The sequence below is a fragment of the Cupriavidus sp. C1SS-2L genome (assembly GCF_057073735.1).
On record NZ_CP172708.1, the window covers coordinates 1,870,271 to 1,888,245 of the forward strand.

Sequence of the window (17,975 nt, forward strand, 5' to 3'; positions counted from 1 at the left end):
CATGACCGCACAGATCGTATTCATCGCGCTGCAGGCCAACGAGGAGATGCGTCCCGTCATCGACGCCATCGAGGCCGACAACCCGCACGCCACCGTCAACCGCTACCCGGCCATGGTCAAGATCGACGCGCCCGGACGGCTCGAGATCAACCGCGCCAGCGTGGAAGAGCGCATGGGACGCGCGTGGGACGTGCAGGAACTGCAGCTCGGCCTGATCTCGCTGGCCGGCAACATCGACGAGACCGAAGACCAGTTCGTGCTGGCCTGGCACTGAGCCGGACATCAAACCCGACATACCAGGAGACAAGGACATGACCACCGCCACCGCAATCGCCTCCGCCGCTCGGCAAGCCGCCAGGCCCAAGCTGTCGCTCAAGGAAAAGTACGCCATCCTCACGCGCGACCTCGGCTGGGAAACGACCTATCAGCCGATGGATGCCGTATTCCCGCAAGACAAGTTCGAAGGCATCGTGATCCATGACTGGGATGGGTGGGAAGACCCGTTCCGCCTGACCATGGACGCGTACTGGAAATTCCAGTCCGAGAAGGAACGCAAGCTGTACGCGATCATCGACGCGTTCCAGCAGAACAACGGCCAGCTCAACGTCACCGATGCGCGCTACGTGAACGCACTGAAGCTGTTCCTGACCGGCGTGTCGCCACTGGAATATGCCGCGCACCGCGGCTTCGCGATGGCCGGCCGCACGCTGCGCGGCGTCGGCGCGCGCGTGGCGTGCCAGATGCAGTCGGTCGACGAGCTGCGCCACTGCCAGACCCAGATCCACACCATCAGCCACTACAACAAGTACTTCAACGGCTTTGCCGACTGGCGCCACCTGCATGACCGGCTGTGGTACCTGTCGGTGCCGAAGTCGTACTTCGAGGACGCCATGACGGCGGGGCCGTTCGAGTTCATCACGGCGATCTCGTTCTCGTTCGAATATGTGCTGACCAACCTGCTGTTCATGCCGTTCATGTCGGGCGCGGCGTACAACGGCGACATGGCCACCGTGACGTTCGGTTTCTCGGCGCAGTCGGACGAATCGCGCCACATGACCCTCGGCCTCGAAGTGGTGAAGTTCATGCTGGAACAGGACCCGGCGAATCGCCCGATCATCCAGAAGTGGATCGACAAGTGGTTCTGGCGCGGCTACAGGCTGCTCACGCTGGTGGCGATGATGATGGACTACATGCTGCCCAAACGCGTGATGAGCTGGAAGGAAGCGTGGGAGATCTACTTCGAGCAGAACGGCGGTGCGCTGTTCGCCGACCTGGCACGCTATGGCATCCGCATGCCGAAGTACCACGAGCAGGCCGCCAAGGAGAAGGACCACCTGTCGCACATCGCATGGTCGATCTTCTATAACTTCAACCACGCCGCGGCGATCCACACCTGGGTGCCTGAACCATCGGAAATGGACTGGCTCGCGGAGAAGTATCCCGACAGCTTCGACAAGCACTACCGCCCGCGCTTCGACTACTGGCAGCAGCAACAGGAGGCAGGGCAGCGCTGGTTCAACCCTGGCCTGCCGATGTTGTGCCAGGTGTGCCAGATCCCGATGGCCTTCACCGAGCCGGGTGACCCCACCCAGATCTGCTACCGCGAGGCCGAGCACGACGGCGACCACTATCACTTCTGCTCCGACGGCTGCCGCGACATCTTCCTCGGCGAACCCGAGAAATACGTCCAGGCCTGGCTGCCGGTGCACCAGATCTTCCAGGGCAATTGCGGCGGCGCCACGTTGCCTGAAGTGCTGGACTGGTACCACCTGCGTCCCGAAGACCGCGGCGACTATGCCGATTCACAGGACCGCGCGAACTGGCAGCGCTGGACCGGGGCCCAGAGCGCGCAGCCGGCGGAGCAGGGCAGTGGCGCCGCGTGCTGCGACCACAAACACGACTAAGAACGAACCGGAGACCACCATGCCAGTCATCGCACTGAACCCGGGCTACGCGGGCGAAACCCGCGACCGCGTCGAGAACTTCCACGGCAACCAGCTCGTGTATTTCGGCTGGGACCAGCACCTGCTGTTCTGCAGCCCGTTCACGCTGCCGCTGCCGCCCGACATGCCGTTCGGCACCATGGTCAGCGACGTCATCGCGCCACTGCTCGCCGCGCATCCCGAAGGCGCGGCTATCGACTGGACGCAGGTGCAGTGGCTGCTCGGCGGCGAGCCCTTTGCGCCGGATGCGGACGCCAGCCTGGCCGTCAACGGGCTCGGCCACAAGTCGCTACTGCGCCTGCGCACGCCGGAACTCCGCGGCATTGCCGGCTCATGCAACTGACCTCACGGAGGCTGCCATGACCTACCAACTGACCATCGAGCCCCTCGGGCAGACCATCGACATCGAGGAAGGCCAAACCGTGCTCGACGCGTGCCTGCGCGCCGGCGTGTGGTTGCCGCATGCGTGCGGCCACGGTCTATGCGGGACCTGCAAGGTGCAGACGCTCGAAGGCGAACTCGATCACGGCGAAGCATCGCCATTCGCGCTGATGGATTTCGAGCGCGAAGAAGCCAAGTGCCTGGCCTGCTGCGCGACGCCGATGTCCGACATGGTGATCGAGGCCGATATCGAGCCCGATCCCGATGCGCAGTGCCTGCCGCTGATGGATTTCACCGCGGAAGTCGTGCGCATCGAGGCGCTGACGCCGACCATCAAGGGCGTGTTCCTGCGCATCGAAGGCGAGCCGCTGCAGTTCCAGCCGGGCCAGTACGTCAACGTGTGGATCGGCAAGGAGGCCGCGCCACGCGCCTTCTCCATCGTCAGTGCGCCGACCGCGGGCGAGATCGAGCTGAACATCCGGCTCGTGCCCGGCGGCAGTGCGACGACCTATGTGCACGAACAACTTAGCGTGGGCGAGCGCCTGCAGCTGTCGGGCCCGCTGGGCCGGTTCTTCGTGCGCAAGAGCGATCCGCGGCCGCTGGTGTTCATGGCGGGCGGCTCGGGACTGTCAAGCCCGCGTTCGATGATCCTGGACCTGCTGGAATCGGGTGACCAACGCGAAATCGTGCTGGTGCAGGGCGCACGCAATGCCGGCGAACTGTACTACCGCGATGCCTTCGAAGCGCTCGCACGGCAGCATGACAACTTCACCTACCTGCCGGTGCTGTCGGGCGAGCCCGAGCAAAGCGACTGGGGCGGCGAGCGCGGCTATGTACACGATCTTGCAAGCCGTCATTTCAGCCAAGACTTCCGCGGCTGGCGTGCCTACCTGTGCGGGCCGCCGCCGATGATCGAGGCTTGCATCGCCACGTTGATGCAAGGCCGCCTGTTCGAGAAAGACATCTTCACCGAGAAGTTCCTGTCGGCAGCCGACGCGAGCCAGGCCACCCGCAGCCCGCTGTTCCGCTCGCTCTGATACCGCAGCATCAGCCGCATTCCCACAAGGCCATAGGAGACAACCATGGACAAGATCGCCATCGACACCGTGCTCAACCGCATCGAGGAAACCACGGGCCAGAACGCCAACCCACGTATCACTACCATCGTGCACCGGATGGTGCGCGACCTTTTTTACATGATCGAGGACCTCGACATCCAGCCCGAGGAGTTCTGGGCCGGCCTCAACTACCTGGCCGAGGCTGGCCGCAGCGGCGAACTGGGCCTGATCGCTCCAGGACTTGGCTTTGACCACTTCCTGGACCTGCGCATGGACGAGGCCGAGGCGCGCGCGGGCATCGCAGGCGGCACGCCGCGTACCATCGAAGGCCCGCTGTACGTGGCCGGCGCACCGGTTGCACAAGGTGAAGCCCGGCTTGACGACGGCACCGACGACGGCGAGGTGCTGGTGATGGAAGGGCAGGTATTCGACAACGCCGGCAAGCCGCTGCCCGGCGCGAACGTGGAAGTCTGGCACGCGAATTCGATGGGCAACTACTCGTACTTCGATCCGACCCAGAGTGCGTTCAACCTGCGCCGTACCATCGTGACCGACAGTGAAGGGCGCTACCGCCTGCGCAGCATTGTTCCGGTCGGCTACAGCGTGCCGCCGAATGGGGCCACCGACCGCCTGCTGAAGCAGCTCGACCGACACGGCACGCGGCCGGCCCACATCCACTTCTTCGTGTCGGCACCCGGTCACCGCAAGCTGACCACGCAGATCAACATCGATGGCGATCCGTACCTGTGGGATGACTTCGCGTTCGCCACGCGCGAAGGGCTGGTGCCACCGGTGACACGCGTCGAGGACGCTGCAGCACTGCAGGCGCTGGGCGTCGACAAGCCGTTCTCACTGATCCGGTTCAACTTCACGCTGCATGCCGACAGGGCCGATGCACCGCAGGCGGAGGTCGCGCGTCAGCGCGCGGCCGTGACAGCCTGAGAGAAGGGCGCCAGCGTGCGCGGCGACAGCACGCTGGCGCGCGCAAGTCTGCGGCGTCCCGGTGTTGTCAGTACCGAGCCAACAGAGCGGCAGCCCTTACGGTCAGAAGCCGCCCGTAATGCGTGGCGTTTTCCACACTTGCCTGCCTTCAAAGGCATCCCGCCATTTCCGAGGGGGCGTGCAAGGCACGAACGCTCCTTGCTGGCGGGAAAATTGCTTCTCCTCCTGTGTGAAGCCACTCGCACAGTCTGGAGGTTCCATGCACGCACGCATCACCGCTCACAAGGGGATCCTGGTTGTCGAACTGGTGCAGAACCCGGCGCCGGAAGCGGGCGCCACCGGTGTCCGCTCCAACCTTGAAAAGCTCCGCAACCTGGGCACGATTGTCCACGACACGCGGCGGTACCTGGGCGTTTCAGAAGAGGCGCTGGCGCTGCTGAAGGTCGTCAAGCGTGGCCTCGACCGCATCGGCGATTTCGCGTGGTTCCGCAGCGACGACGGCGTAGATCATTTTGCCTGGCTTGGCGGCCCGAAGCGGCTCGTCGATCCGAAAGAGGTCGCGACAGCCCGCAGCTATGAAATCCTGGGACATCAGGTCATCCCGAACGAAGTGCCTGCAGGGGCGAGGGCGGCCATCGAGGCCAACTTCTGAATCAGATAGAAAAAAAACGGCGGCACGATAGCGTGCCGCCGCCGTCCCGATCGGACGCGCCACGGTTGTGGCACGTCCGGGGGGTCTACTTCGCGCAGGCCAGATTGACCCTGAGCCCGCCCCAGTCGGTCGCCTGGTTAGTATCGAGCTGCACCTGCAGCTTATCGTTGTGGTTGACGGTCCCTGCCGGCATTTGCTGGCTGCAGCTCTGTTGCCCGTTGCTGATCTTGCAGCTCAGGTTGCCCACCGGCGCGATTGTTGCCGCCACACCGGACCCGGTGACCTTATATACGGCCATATTGAGCGTGCCAGTCGCCTTCCCAAGCGTGGACGCGGTAAGCGTGACGGTCGCGCAATCGTAGGGAATGATGACGCCGAAATCCGACGGCAAGGCAACCGCTCCACCTGCACCCGTCATGACATACTTACCGCGACTGAGCGTGTTCGGCACGTTGAAGTTGCCGTTGTAGACGGTCGGCACGGTGGTGCCGGTGGTCGGCCAGTGGCCGCTGGCCTTCGGCCCATACAAGGTGCCAGTCGAAGTATCGTAGTAGAAGTCGCCGTCGACGCCCACGCTGTCGCTGGGCGCACCGGTGCCGTAGAGCACGTGGTTGCCATTGCCGACAGGAGTGCCACCGTCAGTGCCACCGGTACCGCCGGCGCCACCACTGCCACCGCTGGCACCACTGCCGCCGGGCTGGCCGGCAAGCGCCACGCCTGGAGGCCATTGGCCATTGGCCTTGGGCCCGTAGAGCGTCCAGGTCGTGGTGTCGAGATAGTAGTCGCCATTGGCGCCAATACTGCTGTCCGGCGCCCCAGCTCCAGTCAGGACCGTGCCGCCGCTGCCCCCGCCGCCCAGCGGGACGCCCGGAGGCCACGCGCCATCGGTCTTCGGTCCGAACAGCGTCGAGGTCGTGGTGTTGATGTAGTAGTCGCCGTTGTTGCCGACCGTGGCGGTCGGATCCCCCGAGCCGGACAGGATGGTGTTCCCGGCCGTACCGGTATTGGCCGGCACCCCTGGGTCGTTCTTCGTTCCCGTGCTGCCCGTTCCGGCGACGGAAACGCCTGCCGGCCACACCCCGTTCGCCTTCGGTCCGAACAGCATCCCGGTCGTGGTGTTCAGGTAGAAGTCCCCATCCTTGCCAATGTCCGGCGTCGGATCGCCGGTGCCCGACAGCAAGGCGCTCGTGGCAGCCGTTGGCGTTGTCGCAGGCGTCGTGGTTCCCGGGCCTGGTACGGCCGCGGTAGCAGCAGGCGCTGCGTCGCCGCCGCCTCCGCCACAACCTGCAATGACAATGGCCAGGCATGCGAGCGGCACTGCCGCTAACCTCATGTGGACGATTTTCATGACGCTCCCCGGATTTGTGCGAATGATCAGATTCGCTGGCATTTCTTCGATGCCCGCGATGCGTTCAATCTAGTCACCGGCGAGGAAGGCGAAAATACGCTCTTTGGACGAGCATTAAAGTGTGAATCAGAGATGAAACGCCTCATCGCATTCGGGAAATCAGATTCACATTGAGTTTGCGCTTCGGAATAGGGTAGTCCGCCAATGCTCTGGGCGGCATGCATACAAAACGACGAAGTCGCTTTGCCGACGTATTACTAAGGGGAAATCCCCGGAAAAGCGCGCCAAAAAGTCGGGTATTCTGATGCTGGGAAGTCACATCCGGCCTTACATTGAGAACACTTAACGCGCCTGGCTTCCGCGAGGGGACACCATGACATCCTTCTTTACGACGTTCACCGGAGGGGTTCCGATCGACAGACACCCCGACCACTATCCGGCCGCCGCGTTGGCGGATCCGGCCCGGCAAGCGCAGACCACAACGCCCGATGCGCGCGTGTCTTTCTGGTCGGCGGCGCGGCGCCGTCTGGAAGCGCTGACCGCGGTCTGGCGAAATCCGCGCCGGTAGCGGATGCTGCGCGCCTGCAGACCACAGTCATTCGTTCTTTTAAGTCGCACCGCGATGTGCTTGACTGTGACTGTCAACAGTACAAGCGCTGACCGGCATCAAATCCGATGCCTGGTATCGACTCCGGAGGACGATGATGGAGCAACTGCTAGTGGATTCGGTTGTATTCCTCGCAGCAGCGTTGATCGCTGTACCGTTGTCCGTACGCGCAGGCTTTGGCTCTGTACTGGGATACCTTATCGCAGGCGTCGTCATCGGGCCCTGGGTTCTCAGGCTCGTAACGGATGTCGATTCCATCCTCGACATCTCCGAACTCGGCATTGTGCTGATGATGTTCATCATCGGCATTGAAATGGACCTCAAGAAGCTCTGGGCCATGCGCCGTGCCATCTTTGGCTATGGCGGCATCCAGGTCGCGCTATGCGCAGCGCTGCTTGCGGCGATCTTCACGATATTCGGCGCGCCGTGGCGCGTCGGTGTCGCTGCCGGCTTCGCGCTATCCCTGTCATCGACCGCCATGGTGATTGCGATCCTGGAGCAGAACCGCGAGATGGATACGCCGGTGGGCCAGACCTGCTTCGGCATCCTGCTGTTCCAGGACATCGCCGCAATACCGATGATCGCGCTGCTGCCGCTGCTTGCCCCGGCGCCGATCGAAGACAACGATCCCAGCGGCTGGTTGATGACGGCCAGGGCACTGGCCATGCTCGCCGCCGTGGTCTTTGGTGGCCGCTTTATCCTGCAGCATGCGCTGCGCATCATCCAGCGAAGCGGTACCCGCGAGATTTTCACCATCTTCGCGCTGCTTTGGGTCATCGGGATTGCGTTGTTGATGCATGTGGTGCACCTGTCCATGTCTCTCGGCGCCTTCGTCGCCGGAATGCTGCTCGCCGGCTCCGAATCGCGTCACGAAATCGAAGCCGACATGGCACCGTTCAAGGGCATCCTGCTCGGGCTGTTCTTCATTGCGGTGGGGATGTCGATCGACTTCCGCGTGCTGGCCGAACGGCCATGGCTGGTCGCGATACTGGTCGTTGTGCTTGTCGGCGGCAAACTGCTGGCCTTGATGTTCCTGGCCAGCAAGATCAACCTGCCGCGCGAACAACGCATCTACTTCGCAATCCTGCTGTCGCAGGGCGGCGAGTTTGCCTTTGTCGTGACGGCTGCGGCGCAGGCCGCGCGACTGCTCGACAACGAGCAGTTGTCGATCGTCACGGTGGTGGTCGCGTTGTCGATGGCGACGACTCCGTTGCTGCTTCTGGCATTTCGGAAGCTGATGGCGGTGCAGCCAGCTTGATACGACTGGGGTACGACATTTCTTTTTGATTGGCCGATCTGAGACATCGATCCGGGTGGCAGGGCTTGGTGGCATGACGCTCCCGTCGAAGTCCGCTAACGGCGGCCAGAAGCAGCCATTCGCAACGGGTCCTCAATAGCGGTCGCCCGAAGCGATTTCTCTACGCAGCGGGATGGATGGAATGAGGGTGCTGGTGACGGCTGCAGTCGCCGTTGTCATCGCCGCCAACATCGCAAGCGCCGCCCAACCAGCATTGACCGCTACCGCACCCGCCACTGCCGCACCAATCGCCCCCGCCACGTAGTAGAAGGTTAGGTATATCGAGTTCAATGCACCTGCGCGCGCTGGATGGATAGCAACGACGCTGGCTTGATTGGCGACTTGCGCGGCGAAACAGCCGGCGTCGAATACGGCCAGCGCGACAGCAGTGGCAACTGGGTGCCCTAGTGCGATTGTGAGTGCACACGAGGATGAGCTTGCGAGTGCGAGGCCGCAGGCGATCACGGTGCGGCTGCCGAACCGGTCCGCCAAGCGCCCGGCGACACGGGTCACAACCAGGCCCAGTAATCCAGCAACGCTGTACAGTCCAATGGTTGCTGCGTCTGAGTTGTACGGCGGCGCGGTGAGACGTACTGCAAGGCCGACCCAGATTAAATTGAAAGAGAAGAACCACAACATCCCGGCGTAGGTTCGCAAACGTAGCTCTCGAGATGCCCGTATCAAGGGCGGCATAGTACGCAACGTCGAGAAGTATCCGGTTTTCTCCTGTGACCGCCCGGATGGCAGCAATGGAAAAACGCAAAGCGCCGAAACGGTGGCGAAGGCCGCGAATGCCAACAGTGCGCCTCGCCATCCGCACCACTGCGCCAGCACCCCGCCAACGAATCGACTCAGTAGTATCCCTGCGGATATGCCCGCAGAGATCGTCCCCACGCGCTGCGCCCGGCGTTCTGGTTCGGCGTACTTGCCGATGATGGCACTGCTTTGCGCAGCAACCGTCGTCGTGGCACCGATGAGCACGAAGCACCCAATGAGCAATTCCGGGCCTGGCGCCCATGCCGCAAGTACCAGGGCGCATGCGAGCGCGCATAGTTGTACTGGAATCAAGGCGCGTGCGCTCAACTTGTCCACCAGCGGCACGAGGAACACCAGTCCGAGCAGATAGCCAATCATTGCACCGGAGACCACGGCCGTAACCGGTGCAACGGGCACCCCAAAATCGGCGGCGATGACCGATAAGGCCGGTTGCATGGCGTAGTTGTTCGCGATGGCACCACCAGCAGCAATCGAAAGCACAGCCACTGCGCGGCCCGACAGCCGCGCGTTCCGCTCGGCCGTGGCCTTCACTTGCCGACCCTTACGGCAATGGCCTCGACTTCTGCGAGGATCGCCTCATCGACGAACGGCAGGGCATGTACTAGCGAAAAGGCCGGCCGAATGTCGCCATAGACCTCGCCATGTGCTCGCGCAGCGTCTTCCCAGTGTTCAAAGTCCGAGACGACCAGACGGCTCTGGACCACATCCGACATCCGGAAGCCATTGTCGGTGAGTACCTTCTCGACAGTTGCAAGTGCATCCCGAGTCTGCGTGTAGACATCGGGCCCTTGGCCGGCCGTTCCTGAAATGTAGATCGTATCGTTCACGATCACGGCCCGCGAGTAACCGACCTTGGGCTCCCACGGGGAGCCTGTGCTGATCCTTTGACGCATGTGGTTTGTCCTTTGACGATATGGTGTGGAATAACTACTTGGGTAGTAGTTATGTTGGATCGTATACTACTTCAGTAGTAAGTCAACCCTCTGAACAAAACATGAGTCACGCATGACAGCAGACGCAGAATTGATTGCTTCGATGACGCGGCTGGGATTCACCCAGTACGAGGCGCAGGCATACACGGCCCTGGTGGGGCAGGCCCCGCTCACGGGAGCCGAAGTGGGCCGCCGGGCATCGATGCCTGCTTCAAAGGTGTATGAGACCCTGGCCCGCCTGGAAACGCGGGGTGCCGTACTCGTTCACCGCTCCGAGCCCGTGCGTTACGCGGCGGTTCCGCACACGGCGCTACTGGCCGAGCTGCGCTCACGTTTCAATGCTGACCTCGACGCCGCGGCCTCGGCGCTGGATCGCCTGCCGGTTCAGCAAGAACCCGGGATGGTCTGGTCGCTCAGCGGCAGGGAGTCAATCCTCCTGGCTTTCGCACGGACGATTTCGAACGCGAAAGCCAGCCTGTTCGCCGGTATCTGGGACGAGGAGCTCGACGAATTGGGTCCGTTGCTTGACGCGGCCAGCGCGCGGGGAATTGACACCCATGTCGCCATCTATGGCCACAAGGCCTTGAAAGGTCCTCACACATATGACATGGCCGCATGTGGGGCAAGTGCGAGACTGCGCCTATCCGGCCGTCGCCTTGCTGTGGTGGTGGCAGACGAGGACGACGCAGTGGTGGCGGAGTTCGGCGACTACACCAGCGATCAGGCTACTGTTACCACCAATCCGGTCATCGCACTGCTCGCCGTCGAGTACATCAAAGCCGATGTCAGCGGGCGCCTTATGATCAGCGCGATGTCCTCAACGGCATACAAGAAGTTGCTGACGACCCCGCCCATGCAGGCAATGCTAAGCCCTGTTGCAACTAAGCCCGCAAAAACTATTCGGTGACAGCGAATGATTGCTGCGCGCCAGCACTGAGATGACCGTCAGCCAATCGGCAGCGGTTCTTGCGCCCGCACGCGGGCAAGCGGCCGAAGTGGGTCGGTAGTGTGCGCCAGGACGCAGGCTCAGTCGGTGCTGGATGGCGCGACGCTGACATCCGTCTTAAGGCGGATGGGAGGATCGGTCGTGGCGAGGCGAGGCGAGATCGCGTCCACTCCGGTCGGTCATGGCCTGACCTATGTTGGGCTGATGACGCCTCGGTCGCGGATCAGGCCGCGCACGCGGGCTTCGAGCCCAGGCGGGAGCTGGCGGTTGCTGTCACGACCACGCTTGCGCGAGCCCAGGCCGCCAGGACCGTCCTCACGGTAACGCAGTACCAGACGTTCCACCTGACGCCGCGACAAGCCGAGCTTCTCGGCGGCGCGCCAGACCGCCAGGCCATGGTCGACCACGGCCTGAATCACCTTGAGCCGATCGAGTTCGCGCATCGTCATCGTGATGGTCTCGGGCTTGGGCATCGCGGCCTCCGGTCTCGGACGGACGGAAAGCCGCCAGCATGCCAGCCTTGGCAAGGGGGTACGACATTTCTATTTGGCTCAAGTACGACATTACTATTTGGGCGTAACAACCATTGTCCGCATAATGCGTATTATGTTAAATTCAAAAAAACGATGCCGAAAGTGACATGACGCCGACTTGCACAAGCCTGTTCCTCGATTTTGCAGAATCTCGTTCCTGGCCCCATGGGGCCAGGAACGCGCGCCCCTGCGTGCCGCCCCGTGATCGCGCACGGCGGCTTCGGAAGCTGCGGGGTCCGAGCGGCAGGGTCGTTGGCCTCAGGACGAACGCTGATCCTTAGGCTTGTAGTTGTCGACCTGGTTGGCCGACTCGAAGCTGGCGCGGTTCAGGCTGAGGAACGACTCCGCAGAAAACGGTGCCTGCAGTTCGCGCACCACGTCGGCACCGACTGAGCGGACGCGGTCCCAGGTGGTGTTGGTCTTGTTGTCGTGATGCACGCAGAAGTCGCCGCAGTCCTTGTGGTGGGACATGATGATGGCGGCCACCTGGGTCTTGGCGGCCGGCGTAGCCGCGGAGTTGGCCAGGTAGTCCTCGGCCCTGGCGGACTCCAGGAAGTGCTCGCGCACCTGGTTCTTGTAGTCGGTCACGCTGCTGCGGCATTGCTGCGACCACGTGGAGCAGGCGCTCAGCAGCGCCTGGAGCTCGGCAACCTTGGTGTCGAAGATGTCGAGGCGCCGCTCCGCTTGCGCGACCTTGAGGGCCAGGTCCAGCTTGCCGGCGCAGCGCGCGGTGCCGTTCTCCGTGCCCACGCGCCCGGTTGCATTCCACGCGTCGCCGGCGGCCTTCATCTCGTCCACCGAATGGGACACCTTGAAACGGTAGCGGTCCATGTCGGCAACGCTTGCTTCCTTGAGCGAGAACTTGACATGTTCCTCCACCGTGATCGGCCCTCCCCTGTTCAGCTTGCGGGTGTGCATGTAGCTGCGCAGCTTGCCCTCGATCGCCGTCTCGGCCTGTGAGATCAGGCCGCCGATCACGGGGATGGGGATCAGGCTCAGCGAGGCCCGGCCGATCGCAGTCAGCCCGCCCAGCGCCTTCGAAGCGAAGGAGCCCTTTGAGTTGATCGCGCTGCGCAGGCCATGGAAGCGAGCCGAATGCCCGATCCGGGCCATAACGCCTTTGTTGGAAACCTTCTCGGCTGCGTAGACCCAGATGTCGCGAGTTGTCGGCATGGTTGTTGTCCTTAGAAAAAGCGGTGTTTCCGCATGGATTCCACGGTTCAGGCTATTGCTGTTCCAGCAACGCCAGGTAGCGATGGACGTCGCCGTCCTCGCGCAGGATGTCGCGCATCAGTTCTGCAAGCGGCATCTGGCCCCAGCTCACCGCGCGCCTGAGCAGGTAAGGCGTAGGGCTATGCGGCTCGTTCTGCGCCAGGAAATCAGCGATTTCCTCGAGCAGCCGGTAGGCATGGGTCCGGTTCGCAATGCCGTTCGCCGGCTGGCCTGCGGCCAAGCCGGCGCCGGCCACTGAGGCCGTGGCCAAGGGTTGAGTCGCAGTGCGTATCGGCTCCTGCCATTCATTCATGCTGGCCTCCGTTGCGATGTCCGCTGCGGCATCCATGACCGCCGACGCACCGGCGTCCGGCGCCTGTCCCTGCAGCACTTCGTCATACCCCTGCAGCAGCGTGGCGACAGCGCGCTGCAGGCGCTGGAGCGCCTCCGGCACGCGCCGCAGGCTGGGGGCTTCGCCGCCAAGCCGGGCATCGATGGCGAGATCGAACTCGTGCCAACCCTGCATGGCAGCGTCGAGCTGGCGCCGCATTGCCACCAGCGCAGCCTGGTTGCGCCCCTCGCCGGCGCGCCGCACCAGGGAGTCGCGGCTCAGCCCCTCCTCACCGCCCGTGGCCGTCCGTTCCCAGCGCTCCAGAGAGACCGTGGGCACATCCAGATCGGGCAAGACCAGCAGCGGCACGTGCAGCGCCAGCACCAGCGGCAGCGTCTCGTTGAGCCAGGCGAAGGGCGCGCAGCGCGCGTCGCTGTCGCCGTGCTCGATGGCGGGATGGCCGTCGTCCCAGTAGTGCTGCGCCAGCGCGCTGAGGGCGCGCGTGCCGGCCACAACGCCGGCCACACCGTGCATGTGGGTCCAGGCCTCGCACAGCCAGGCGGCTAGCTGGAAGTCTTTGCTGCGCCCGACCAGCGCCTCGCTGCACAGCGCGGCCACGCGGCCCCAGTCAGCCTTGGCCAGTGGGCGCTCCCACTCGCCCATGGGCAGCGTGGCGTCATCCTGATGTCGCGCGGCGCGGATTGCCGGATAGAGGGCGTCGTAGCGCAGCGAGATGCCGGCGCGCGCGTCGCCCGGAACCGGGCTGATCAGGGCTTCAAGGTCCAGCAGCGGCACGCCCGCGGCTTCGGCCAGATTCGGCGGTCTCATGGTCATAGCGATCTCACAGCGGGTTCCAGTCGGGAGCACGGGTCGGGAAGCTGCGCGGCCACGGCAGCGGCGTCTTCTTGCCGGCGGGGGTCAGCGCCAGGCGCAGGAACACGCGGCCCTGCCCCTGCTTCGGCACGGCAGTCAAATCTGCCGGGGTGGCCGGCGCCAGCGGGAAATCGAAGCGCAGCAGCGAGGCGGCACCCTCGGCGCGCACCGAAGGATCCGCCACCCGCTGGCGGCCGATAAAGGAAATGAGCGCCCAGGGATCGGCAAAGCGCCAGGTCATCGACCTGCCGTCGGTAGACAACGCGCGCTGGCGCGGGTCCGCCGTGGCCTGCAGCGGCGAATCCTTGGCGAAGCGCAGTGTCAGCATCACCGGCATGCCGTACTCCCAGCGCAGCGAGCGCGGAGCCTCCTGCTGAGACAGGTTCTGCGCGCCCACGCTCAGGCTCCAGTCGATGATCTGGTTGCCGGCCAGTTCGGCACTCCGATTGACACGGAAGTCGACGTTGATGTCGTAGCCGCCGGGTGTGCTGTCATCCGCCGGATACAGCGGGGAAAGCAGTGTCCGGACTTGCTCGAAGTTGTCCATAAACTGGTGCACCGGCATGCCAGCGGACAGGCCCTTGAGCGGGCCGTCGCCGCGTGGCTCGCGATAGACCGTCGAGACCTGCTCGTAGCGCTTGAGCACGCGACCGAGTTCGCCGTAGTCGGCCATGGTCTGATCGGCCGGGTTGGGCCCGCCCTGCACGGCCGCGCCAAAGGGCGCATGCCCTGCCACGCGTTCATTGAAGATCGCGGAGAAGCCGTCCCACTGGCGCTGCAGTTCGGCGAAGTACCCCTGCGCGCAACGCGCCAGCAAGCCCTCGTAGACACGTGCCTGGAGCGTGGCGAAGTAGTCGTCGGCACCGCGCGGCAGGCGGCTGGCGAAGCGGCCAAAGCAGCCCCCGCGGCCACCATCGGCGGCCATTCCCTGGATGAACTGCTCGAGCATCAGCAGGTGGCTGTTCGGGTTCTTCAGCCGGTAGCGTTCGAGGTCGCGCGTGATGGCCAGCCAGCGCTGCGCCAGCGGCGAGGCGGCATCGCCCGAATTGAGCACGCCCAGGTAAAGCGAGGCCTCGCGCCCCAACGCCAGCGCGCGTCCCGACTGCTGGTCCAGGTAGGGGCCGAGCCCGGCCGCATCGCTCAGGCCGAACGCCGCCAGCATCGGCGACCTGCTGCGGGCATCGCCGCCGGACTGGCGGATGGCATAGAGTTCGGACTGTTGCAGGGCCTCGTCAACCGCGCGCAGATGCGCCAGCGCATCGCGCGAGATGAGCGCATCGAGATCTTCCACGCGCGCCGTGGCGTGCATCTCGGCCAGGGCGGTCTTGATCTTCACCAACCGGCCCAGCGCGGCCTCGAACGCGGCGCTGTCGCTGCCCGTGCTGCCTGCGCTGCCCGCGGCGCCGGCCGGCGCTACCACCGCGGCTGCCGCCACCTGGTCCATCATCAGCCGCGTGAACTGCGCGTCGATGCTGCGCGCCACCGTATCGCGCGAGGCGCCCGGCAGGTCGGCCAGGCCCTCGCCCACGAAACGCTTGCGGGTCTCGGCCAGGGTCATGGCCTGGTCGAGCTGCTGGCGGTCCCAGTTCACCACCGTGCGCGCACCGAGCGCGGGCAGCGGCAGGTCACGCGGCGCAGTCATGAAGGGCTGGCTGACCAGCGCGGCCAGGCGGTCGCGCAGCGCCAGCCGTTCGGGCGCCACCGCGTAGCGGCCCTCCTTGTCCTGCCAGACGATGCCCGCTTCGGGACCGCTGAAGCGTTGCGCCAGTTCCTCGCGCAGCGCGGCGAAGCCGGCCCGCGAACGCTCGCGCTGGCGCGCCACCAGATCCTCGCCCAGCAGGCGACTGCGCGTGGCCTGCGCCAGCAGGCGCTCGTAGGCCGGGCCGGGCGCGAACTGCGGCTGCCGGAGCCAGCCGGCCTTGCCGCCCGCAAGCAACTCCTGTTGCGTACCAATGCCCGCCACGATCCCGCGATAGTCGCCCAGCACATGGCTGAAGTCCGTGCCGGCGCCGCTCAGCGCCTCCAGGCCGTCCCGAACCGATCGCTCCGCCACCAGCAGGGCGTTGTCGCTGAACAGGCGCGCCTCCAGTTGGCGCGCGCCCTTGTCGTAGCTGCAGCGCAGCGGCTGCACCACTTGCGCCGGGCCTACAGCCGGTGCGCTGCCGACCATGGCGTGTGCGCCGCGCCCGGCGCCGCCGTCGGTGCGGAAATACGACAAGGTGCCGGAGACATCCCCATGCAGTTCCGCGCCCAGCGCATAGCGCACCACCGTGCGCAGCGCCTCGCTGCGCCCTTCCCCGCCGTTTTCCAGGCGCTGCAGCGCTGACAGAGCGGCGTCGAACTGGTCGACCGCCCCCACGTACTGCTGCAGCGCGCGCATCTCGGGCAGGTCTTCGATCGCGAGGGTGCGCGGACCGCCCGCGTCACCACGCGCACCGGCGGGCACCGCGCAGTCGTCGCCGATCACCAGCTCGGCGGTGCTGGGGTCGCGCACGACACCGGTGAGCTGGCTGACGCGCGCCAGCATCTCGCGGTGGATCGTGGGGAGTGCCACCTTGCCGAATTCGCGCTGGAAATGCTCGCGCATGCGCTCGTCCAGATCGTCGAACGGGCTCCAGGAACCCGGCATGAACACGGACCAGGTCGACTGCGCCATCAGGCGCTGGTTCATATCGATCAGGCCGAGCGTCTGGCGCCGGTACCACTCGGGCGGCAGCTCCTGGCCGGCTTGCTCCGCCTGCGCACGCTGCTGGCTAGCATTGCGCAGCCCACCCAGCGCTGCCAGCAGCTCCGCCTTGCGTTGCCCGAGCTGCCAGGTGTTCACCGCCAGACCGACACCCCACAACCCCAACAGCGCCACGCCGCCCCAGCGCAGCGCGCGGTGCACCACCGGGCGGGCCAGATGCTGCGAGCGCGAAGGCCGGGTCAGGCCGTATTCCAGGAATATCTTCTTGTCGAACAGGTCGCGCAGGAAGGCCGGCTGCAGCATCAGCTCGGTCAAATGCGTGCCACCAGCGACACTGCTTTCGCCGGCGTCCAGCACCGGCTCAATGCGCTCCGGCAGGCTCTCGCTGTCTTCGCGTTCCGGCTCCGTCTCACCGCGGGGCACCGCGCTCAGGCCCTGCGCCGCCAGCTCGCCGCTGTCGCCGGTCAGGTAGACGCCTCGAAAGAAGAACGGCTCGTGATAGGCGCTCGGGCGCAGCAGCTCGTCGATATAGCGCTGCAGCTGCGCCCGCATCGCCTCGATGCGGGCTGGCAGCAGCAGCAACTGGCGCGCGTCGAGGTCGGTCGGCGCCGCCGCCAGCAACTCGGCGGCGCTGTCGGACACGCTGCGCACAATCGACGACAAGGCAGCCTCGACCCAGTCCGACTGGTAGGTGGCGGACAGGTCGTAGGGCGAGGACCAGCCCAGCATGCTGGCTCGCATCGGCTCGGGCAGGTCCCGCGCGAACTGGGCGAACCCCGGCAGCGCTTCGGCGCCGGTCACCACCACGTATACGGCAAAGCGCACCGCGAAGCGGTTCTGCGCGAGCCACAGACGCCGGTGCACGAGCTTGGCGCGCCGCACCAGTTCGAGCTGCGCGTCGGTGTCGTCCGCCAGCAGCTTCGCCGCCGGCACCGTTATCACCACGCTGTCGAAGGGGCGCTGCGGACGGTAGTTGCGGCACAGCCCCAGGAACTCGTCCCAGGGCTTTTCATCGCCATCATCGTCGGGCGAACCGAGGTAGCCGGCGTTGATGTCGATCACCACGCCACGGTCGAAGAAGTGCCACGAGATGCCCTGGGTGGCGGCCGCATTGGCGGCGTCGGTACCAAGCGCGCTGGACACGCCCGACTGGGCGATCGGCAACGGCCGGGCATCGTCGCCCTCGTTGAGCACCATGATCCAGGGAATGTTGTAGCGCTCTGCGCGCGAAACGAGATTCCCCTCGATCAGCTCGATCGCCTGGCGAAACGCCGCGCGCAGCGTATCGGTGCGCAGCCGCACGATCTTGCGCTCGCCGGCGGGCTTGGCGCGACCGCCCTGCGCCGCGTAGTACAGCACCAGGCCAAGCACGGCGAATGCGACCAGCGTCAGCACGCCGATCGAGATCAGGAAGAGATTACTGGTCAGCATGCCATGGCTCCCCTGCTGGCTTCAGC

Annotated in this window: 15 protein-coding genes and 1 pseudogene; 9 read left to right on the top strand and 7 right to left on the bottom strand. The window is 65.1% G+C overall.

The genetic code is table 11. The features are described 5' to 3' along the window. Position 1 precedes the first annotated feature (1 nt). The 6 genes from ACIGJG_RS08770 (at position 2) to ACIGJG_RS08795 (ending at position 4,976) form a co-directional block, all read left to right on the top strand. Positions 2-274 carry an MmoB/DmpM family protein gene (locus tag ACIGJG_RS08770; protein WP_011297864.1) on the top strand — a complete coding sequence of 91 codons (273 nt, stop codon included), beginning with the start codon at positions 2-4 and terminating at the stop codon, positions 272-274. A 37-nt stretch (positions 275-311) separates the two neighbouring features. Further along, the gene (locus ACIGJG_RS08775) at positions 312-1,904 is read left to right on the top strand and encodes an aromatic/alkene/methane monooxygenase hydroxylase/oxygenase subunit alpha (RefSeq protein WP_011297865.1); all 1,593 of its coding nucleotides are present in this window, start codon (positions 312-314) and stop codon (positions 1,902-1,904) included. Between the two features lie 19 nt (positions 1,905-1,923). Next, the gene (locus tag ACIGJG_RS08780; protein WP_011297866.1) at positions 1,924-2,286 is read left to right on the top strand and encodes a phenol hydroxylase subunit P4; all 363 of its coding nucleotides are present in this window, start codon (positions 1,924-1,926) and stop codon (positions 2,284-2,286) included. 16 nt (positions 2,287-2,302) lie between these two features. Further along, on the top strand, positions 2,303-3,361 hold the full coding sequence (locus tag ACIGJG_RS08785; protein WP_483673035.1) for a 2Fe-2S iron-sulfur cluster-binding protein: 1,059 nt from the start codon (positions 2,303-2,305) through the stop codon (positions 3,359-3,361). A gap of 45 nt (positions 3,362-3,406) precedes the next feature. After that, positions 3,407-4,324 (top strand): catechol 1,2-dioxygenase, encoded by a 918-nt coding sequence (catA, locus tag ACIGJG_RS08790; protein ID WP_011297868.1) that lies wholly within the window; start codon positions 3,407-3,409, stop codon positions 4,322-4,324. A 259-nt stretch (positions 4,325-4,583) separates the two neighbouring features. Next, positions 4,584-4,976, top strand: coding sequence for a hypothetical protein (locus tag ACIGJG_RS08795; RefSeq protein ID WP_041679605.1), 393 nt, complete (start codon positions 4,584-4,586; stop codon positions 4,974-4,976). A gap of 85 nt (positions 4,977-5,061) precedes the next feature. Here the strand turns inward: ACIGJG_RS08795 and ACIGJG_RS08800 are convergent, their stop codons facing one another. After that, positions 5,062-6,324 (bottom strand): hypothetical protein, encoded by a 1,263-nt coding sequence (locus ACIGJG_RS08800; protein WP_011297870.1) that lies wholly within the window; start codon positions 6,322-6,324, stop codon positions 5,062-5,064. A 373-nt stretch (positions 6,325-6,697) separates the two neighbouring features. Between ACIGJG_RS08800 and ACIGJG_RS08805 the strand changes: the two genes are divergently transcribed. Together ACIGJG_RS08805 and ACIGJG_RS08810 are read left to right on the top strand one after the other, a co-directional pair. After that, complete coding sequence (locus tag ACIGJG_RS08805; protein ID WP_483673036.1) at positions 6,698-6,892, top strand: hypothetical protein; 195 nt, start codon at positions 6,698-6,700, stop codon at positions 6,890-6,892. A 136-nt stretch (positions 6,893-7,028) separates the two neighbouring features. Further along, positions 7,029-8,189 carry a monovalent cation:proton antiporter-2 (CPA2) family protein gene (locus tag ACIGJG_RS08810; protein ID WP_011297871.1) on the top strand — a complete coding sequence of 387 codons (1,161 nt, stop codon included), beginning with the start codon at positions 7,029-7,031 and terminating at the stop codon, positions 8,187-8,189. 132 nt (positions 8,190-8,321) lie between these two features. Here ACIGJG_RS08810 and ACIGJG_RS08815 read toward each other — a convergent pair whose 3' ends face one another. Continuing rightward, positions 8,322-9,536 carry an MFS transporter gene (locus ACIGJG_RS08815; protein ID WP_483673037.1) on the bottom strand — a complete coding sequence of 405 codons (1,215 nt, stop codon included), beginning with the start codon at positions 9,534-9,536 and terminating at the stop codon, positions 8,322-8,324. After that, positions 9,533-9,898 (bottom strand): RidA family protein, encoded by a 366-nt coding sequence (locus ACIGJG_RS08820; RefSeq protein ID WP_011297873.1) that lies wholly within the window; start codon positions 9,896-9,898, stop codon positions 9,533-9,535. Before ACIGJG_RS08820 ends, ACIGJG_RS08815 begins: the two co-directional genes overlap by 4 nt. A gap of 112 nt (positions 9,899-10,010) precedes the next feature. Here ACIGJG_RS08820 and ACIGJG_RS08825 point away from each other — a divergent pair, with 112 nt between their 5' ends. Then, positions 10,011-10,844 (top strand): TrmB family transcriptional regulator, encoded by an 834-nt coding sequence (locus ACIGJG_RS08825; RefSeq protein ID WP_011297874.1) that lies wholly within the window; start codon positions 10,011-10,013, stop codon positions 10,842-10,844. Positions 10,845-11,095: 251 nt separating this feature from the next. On the opposite strand, the pseudogene ACIGJG_RS08830 reads toward ACIGJG_RS08825, so the two are convergent. The 4 genes and pseudogenes from ACIGJG_RS08830 to ACIGJG_RS08845 form a co-directional block, all read right to left on the bottom strand. Continuing rightward, positions 11,096-11,356, bottom strand: a pseudogene (locus ACIGJG_RS08830) (helix-turn-helix domain-containing protein); the annotation flags it as partial. Between the two features lie 318 nt (positions 11,357-11,674). Next, positions 11,675-12,589, bottom strand: a complete 915-nt coding sequence (locus tag ACIGJG_RS08835; RefSeq protein WP_011297876.1) for a hypothetical protein — start codon at positions 12,587-12,589, stop codon at positions 11,675-11,677. Positions 12,590-12,641: 52 nt separating this feature from the next. After that, on the bottom strand, positions 12,642-13,787 hold the full coding sequence (tssA, locus tag ACIGJG_RS08840; protein ID WP_308813414.1) for a type VI secretion system protein TssA: 1,146 nt from the start codon (positions 13,785-13,787) through the stop codon (positions 12,642-12,644). 13 nt (positions 13,788-13,800) lie between these two features. Further along, positions 13,801-17,949 carry a type VI secretion protein IcmF/TssM N-terminal domain-containing protein gene (locus ACIGJG_RS08845; RefSeq protein WP_483673038.1) on the bottom strand — a complete coding sequence of 1,383 codons (4,149 nt, stop codon included), beginning with the start codon at positions 17,947-17,949 and terminating at the stop codon, positions 13,801-13,803. Positions 17,950-17,975: the final 26 nt, after the last annotated feature.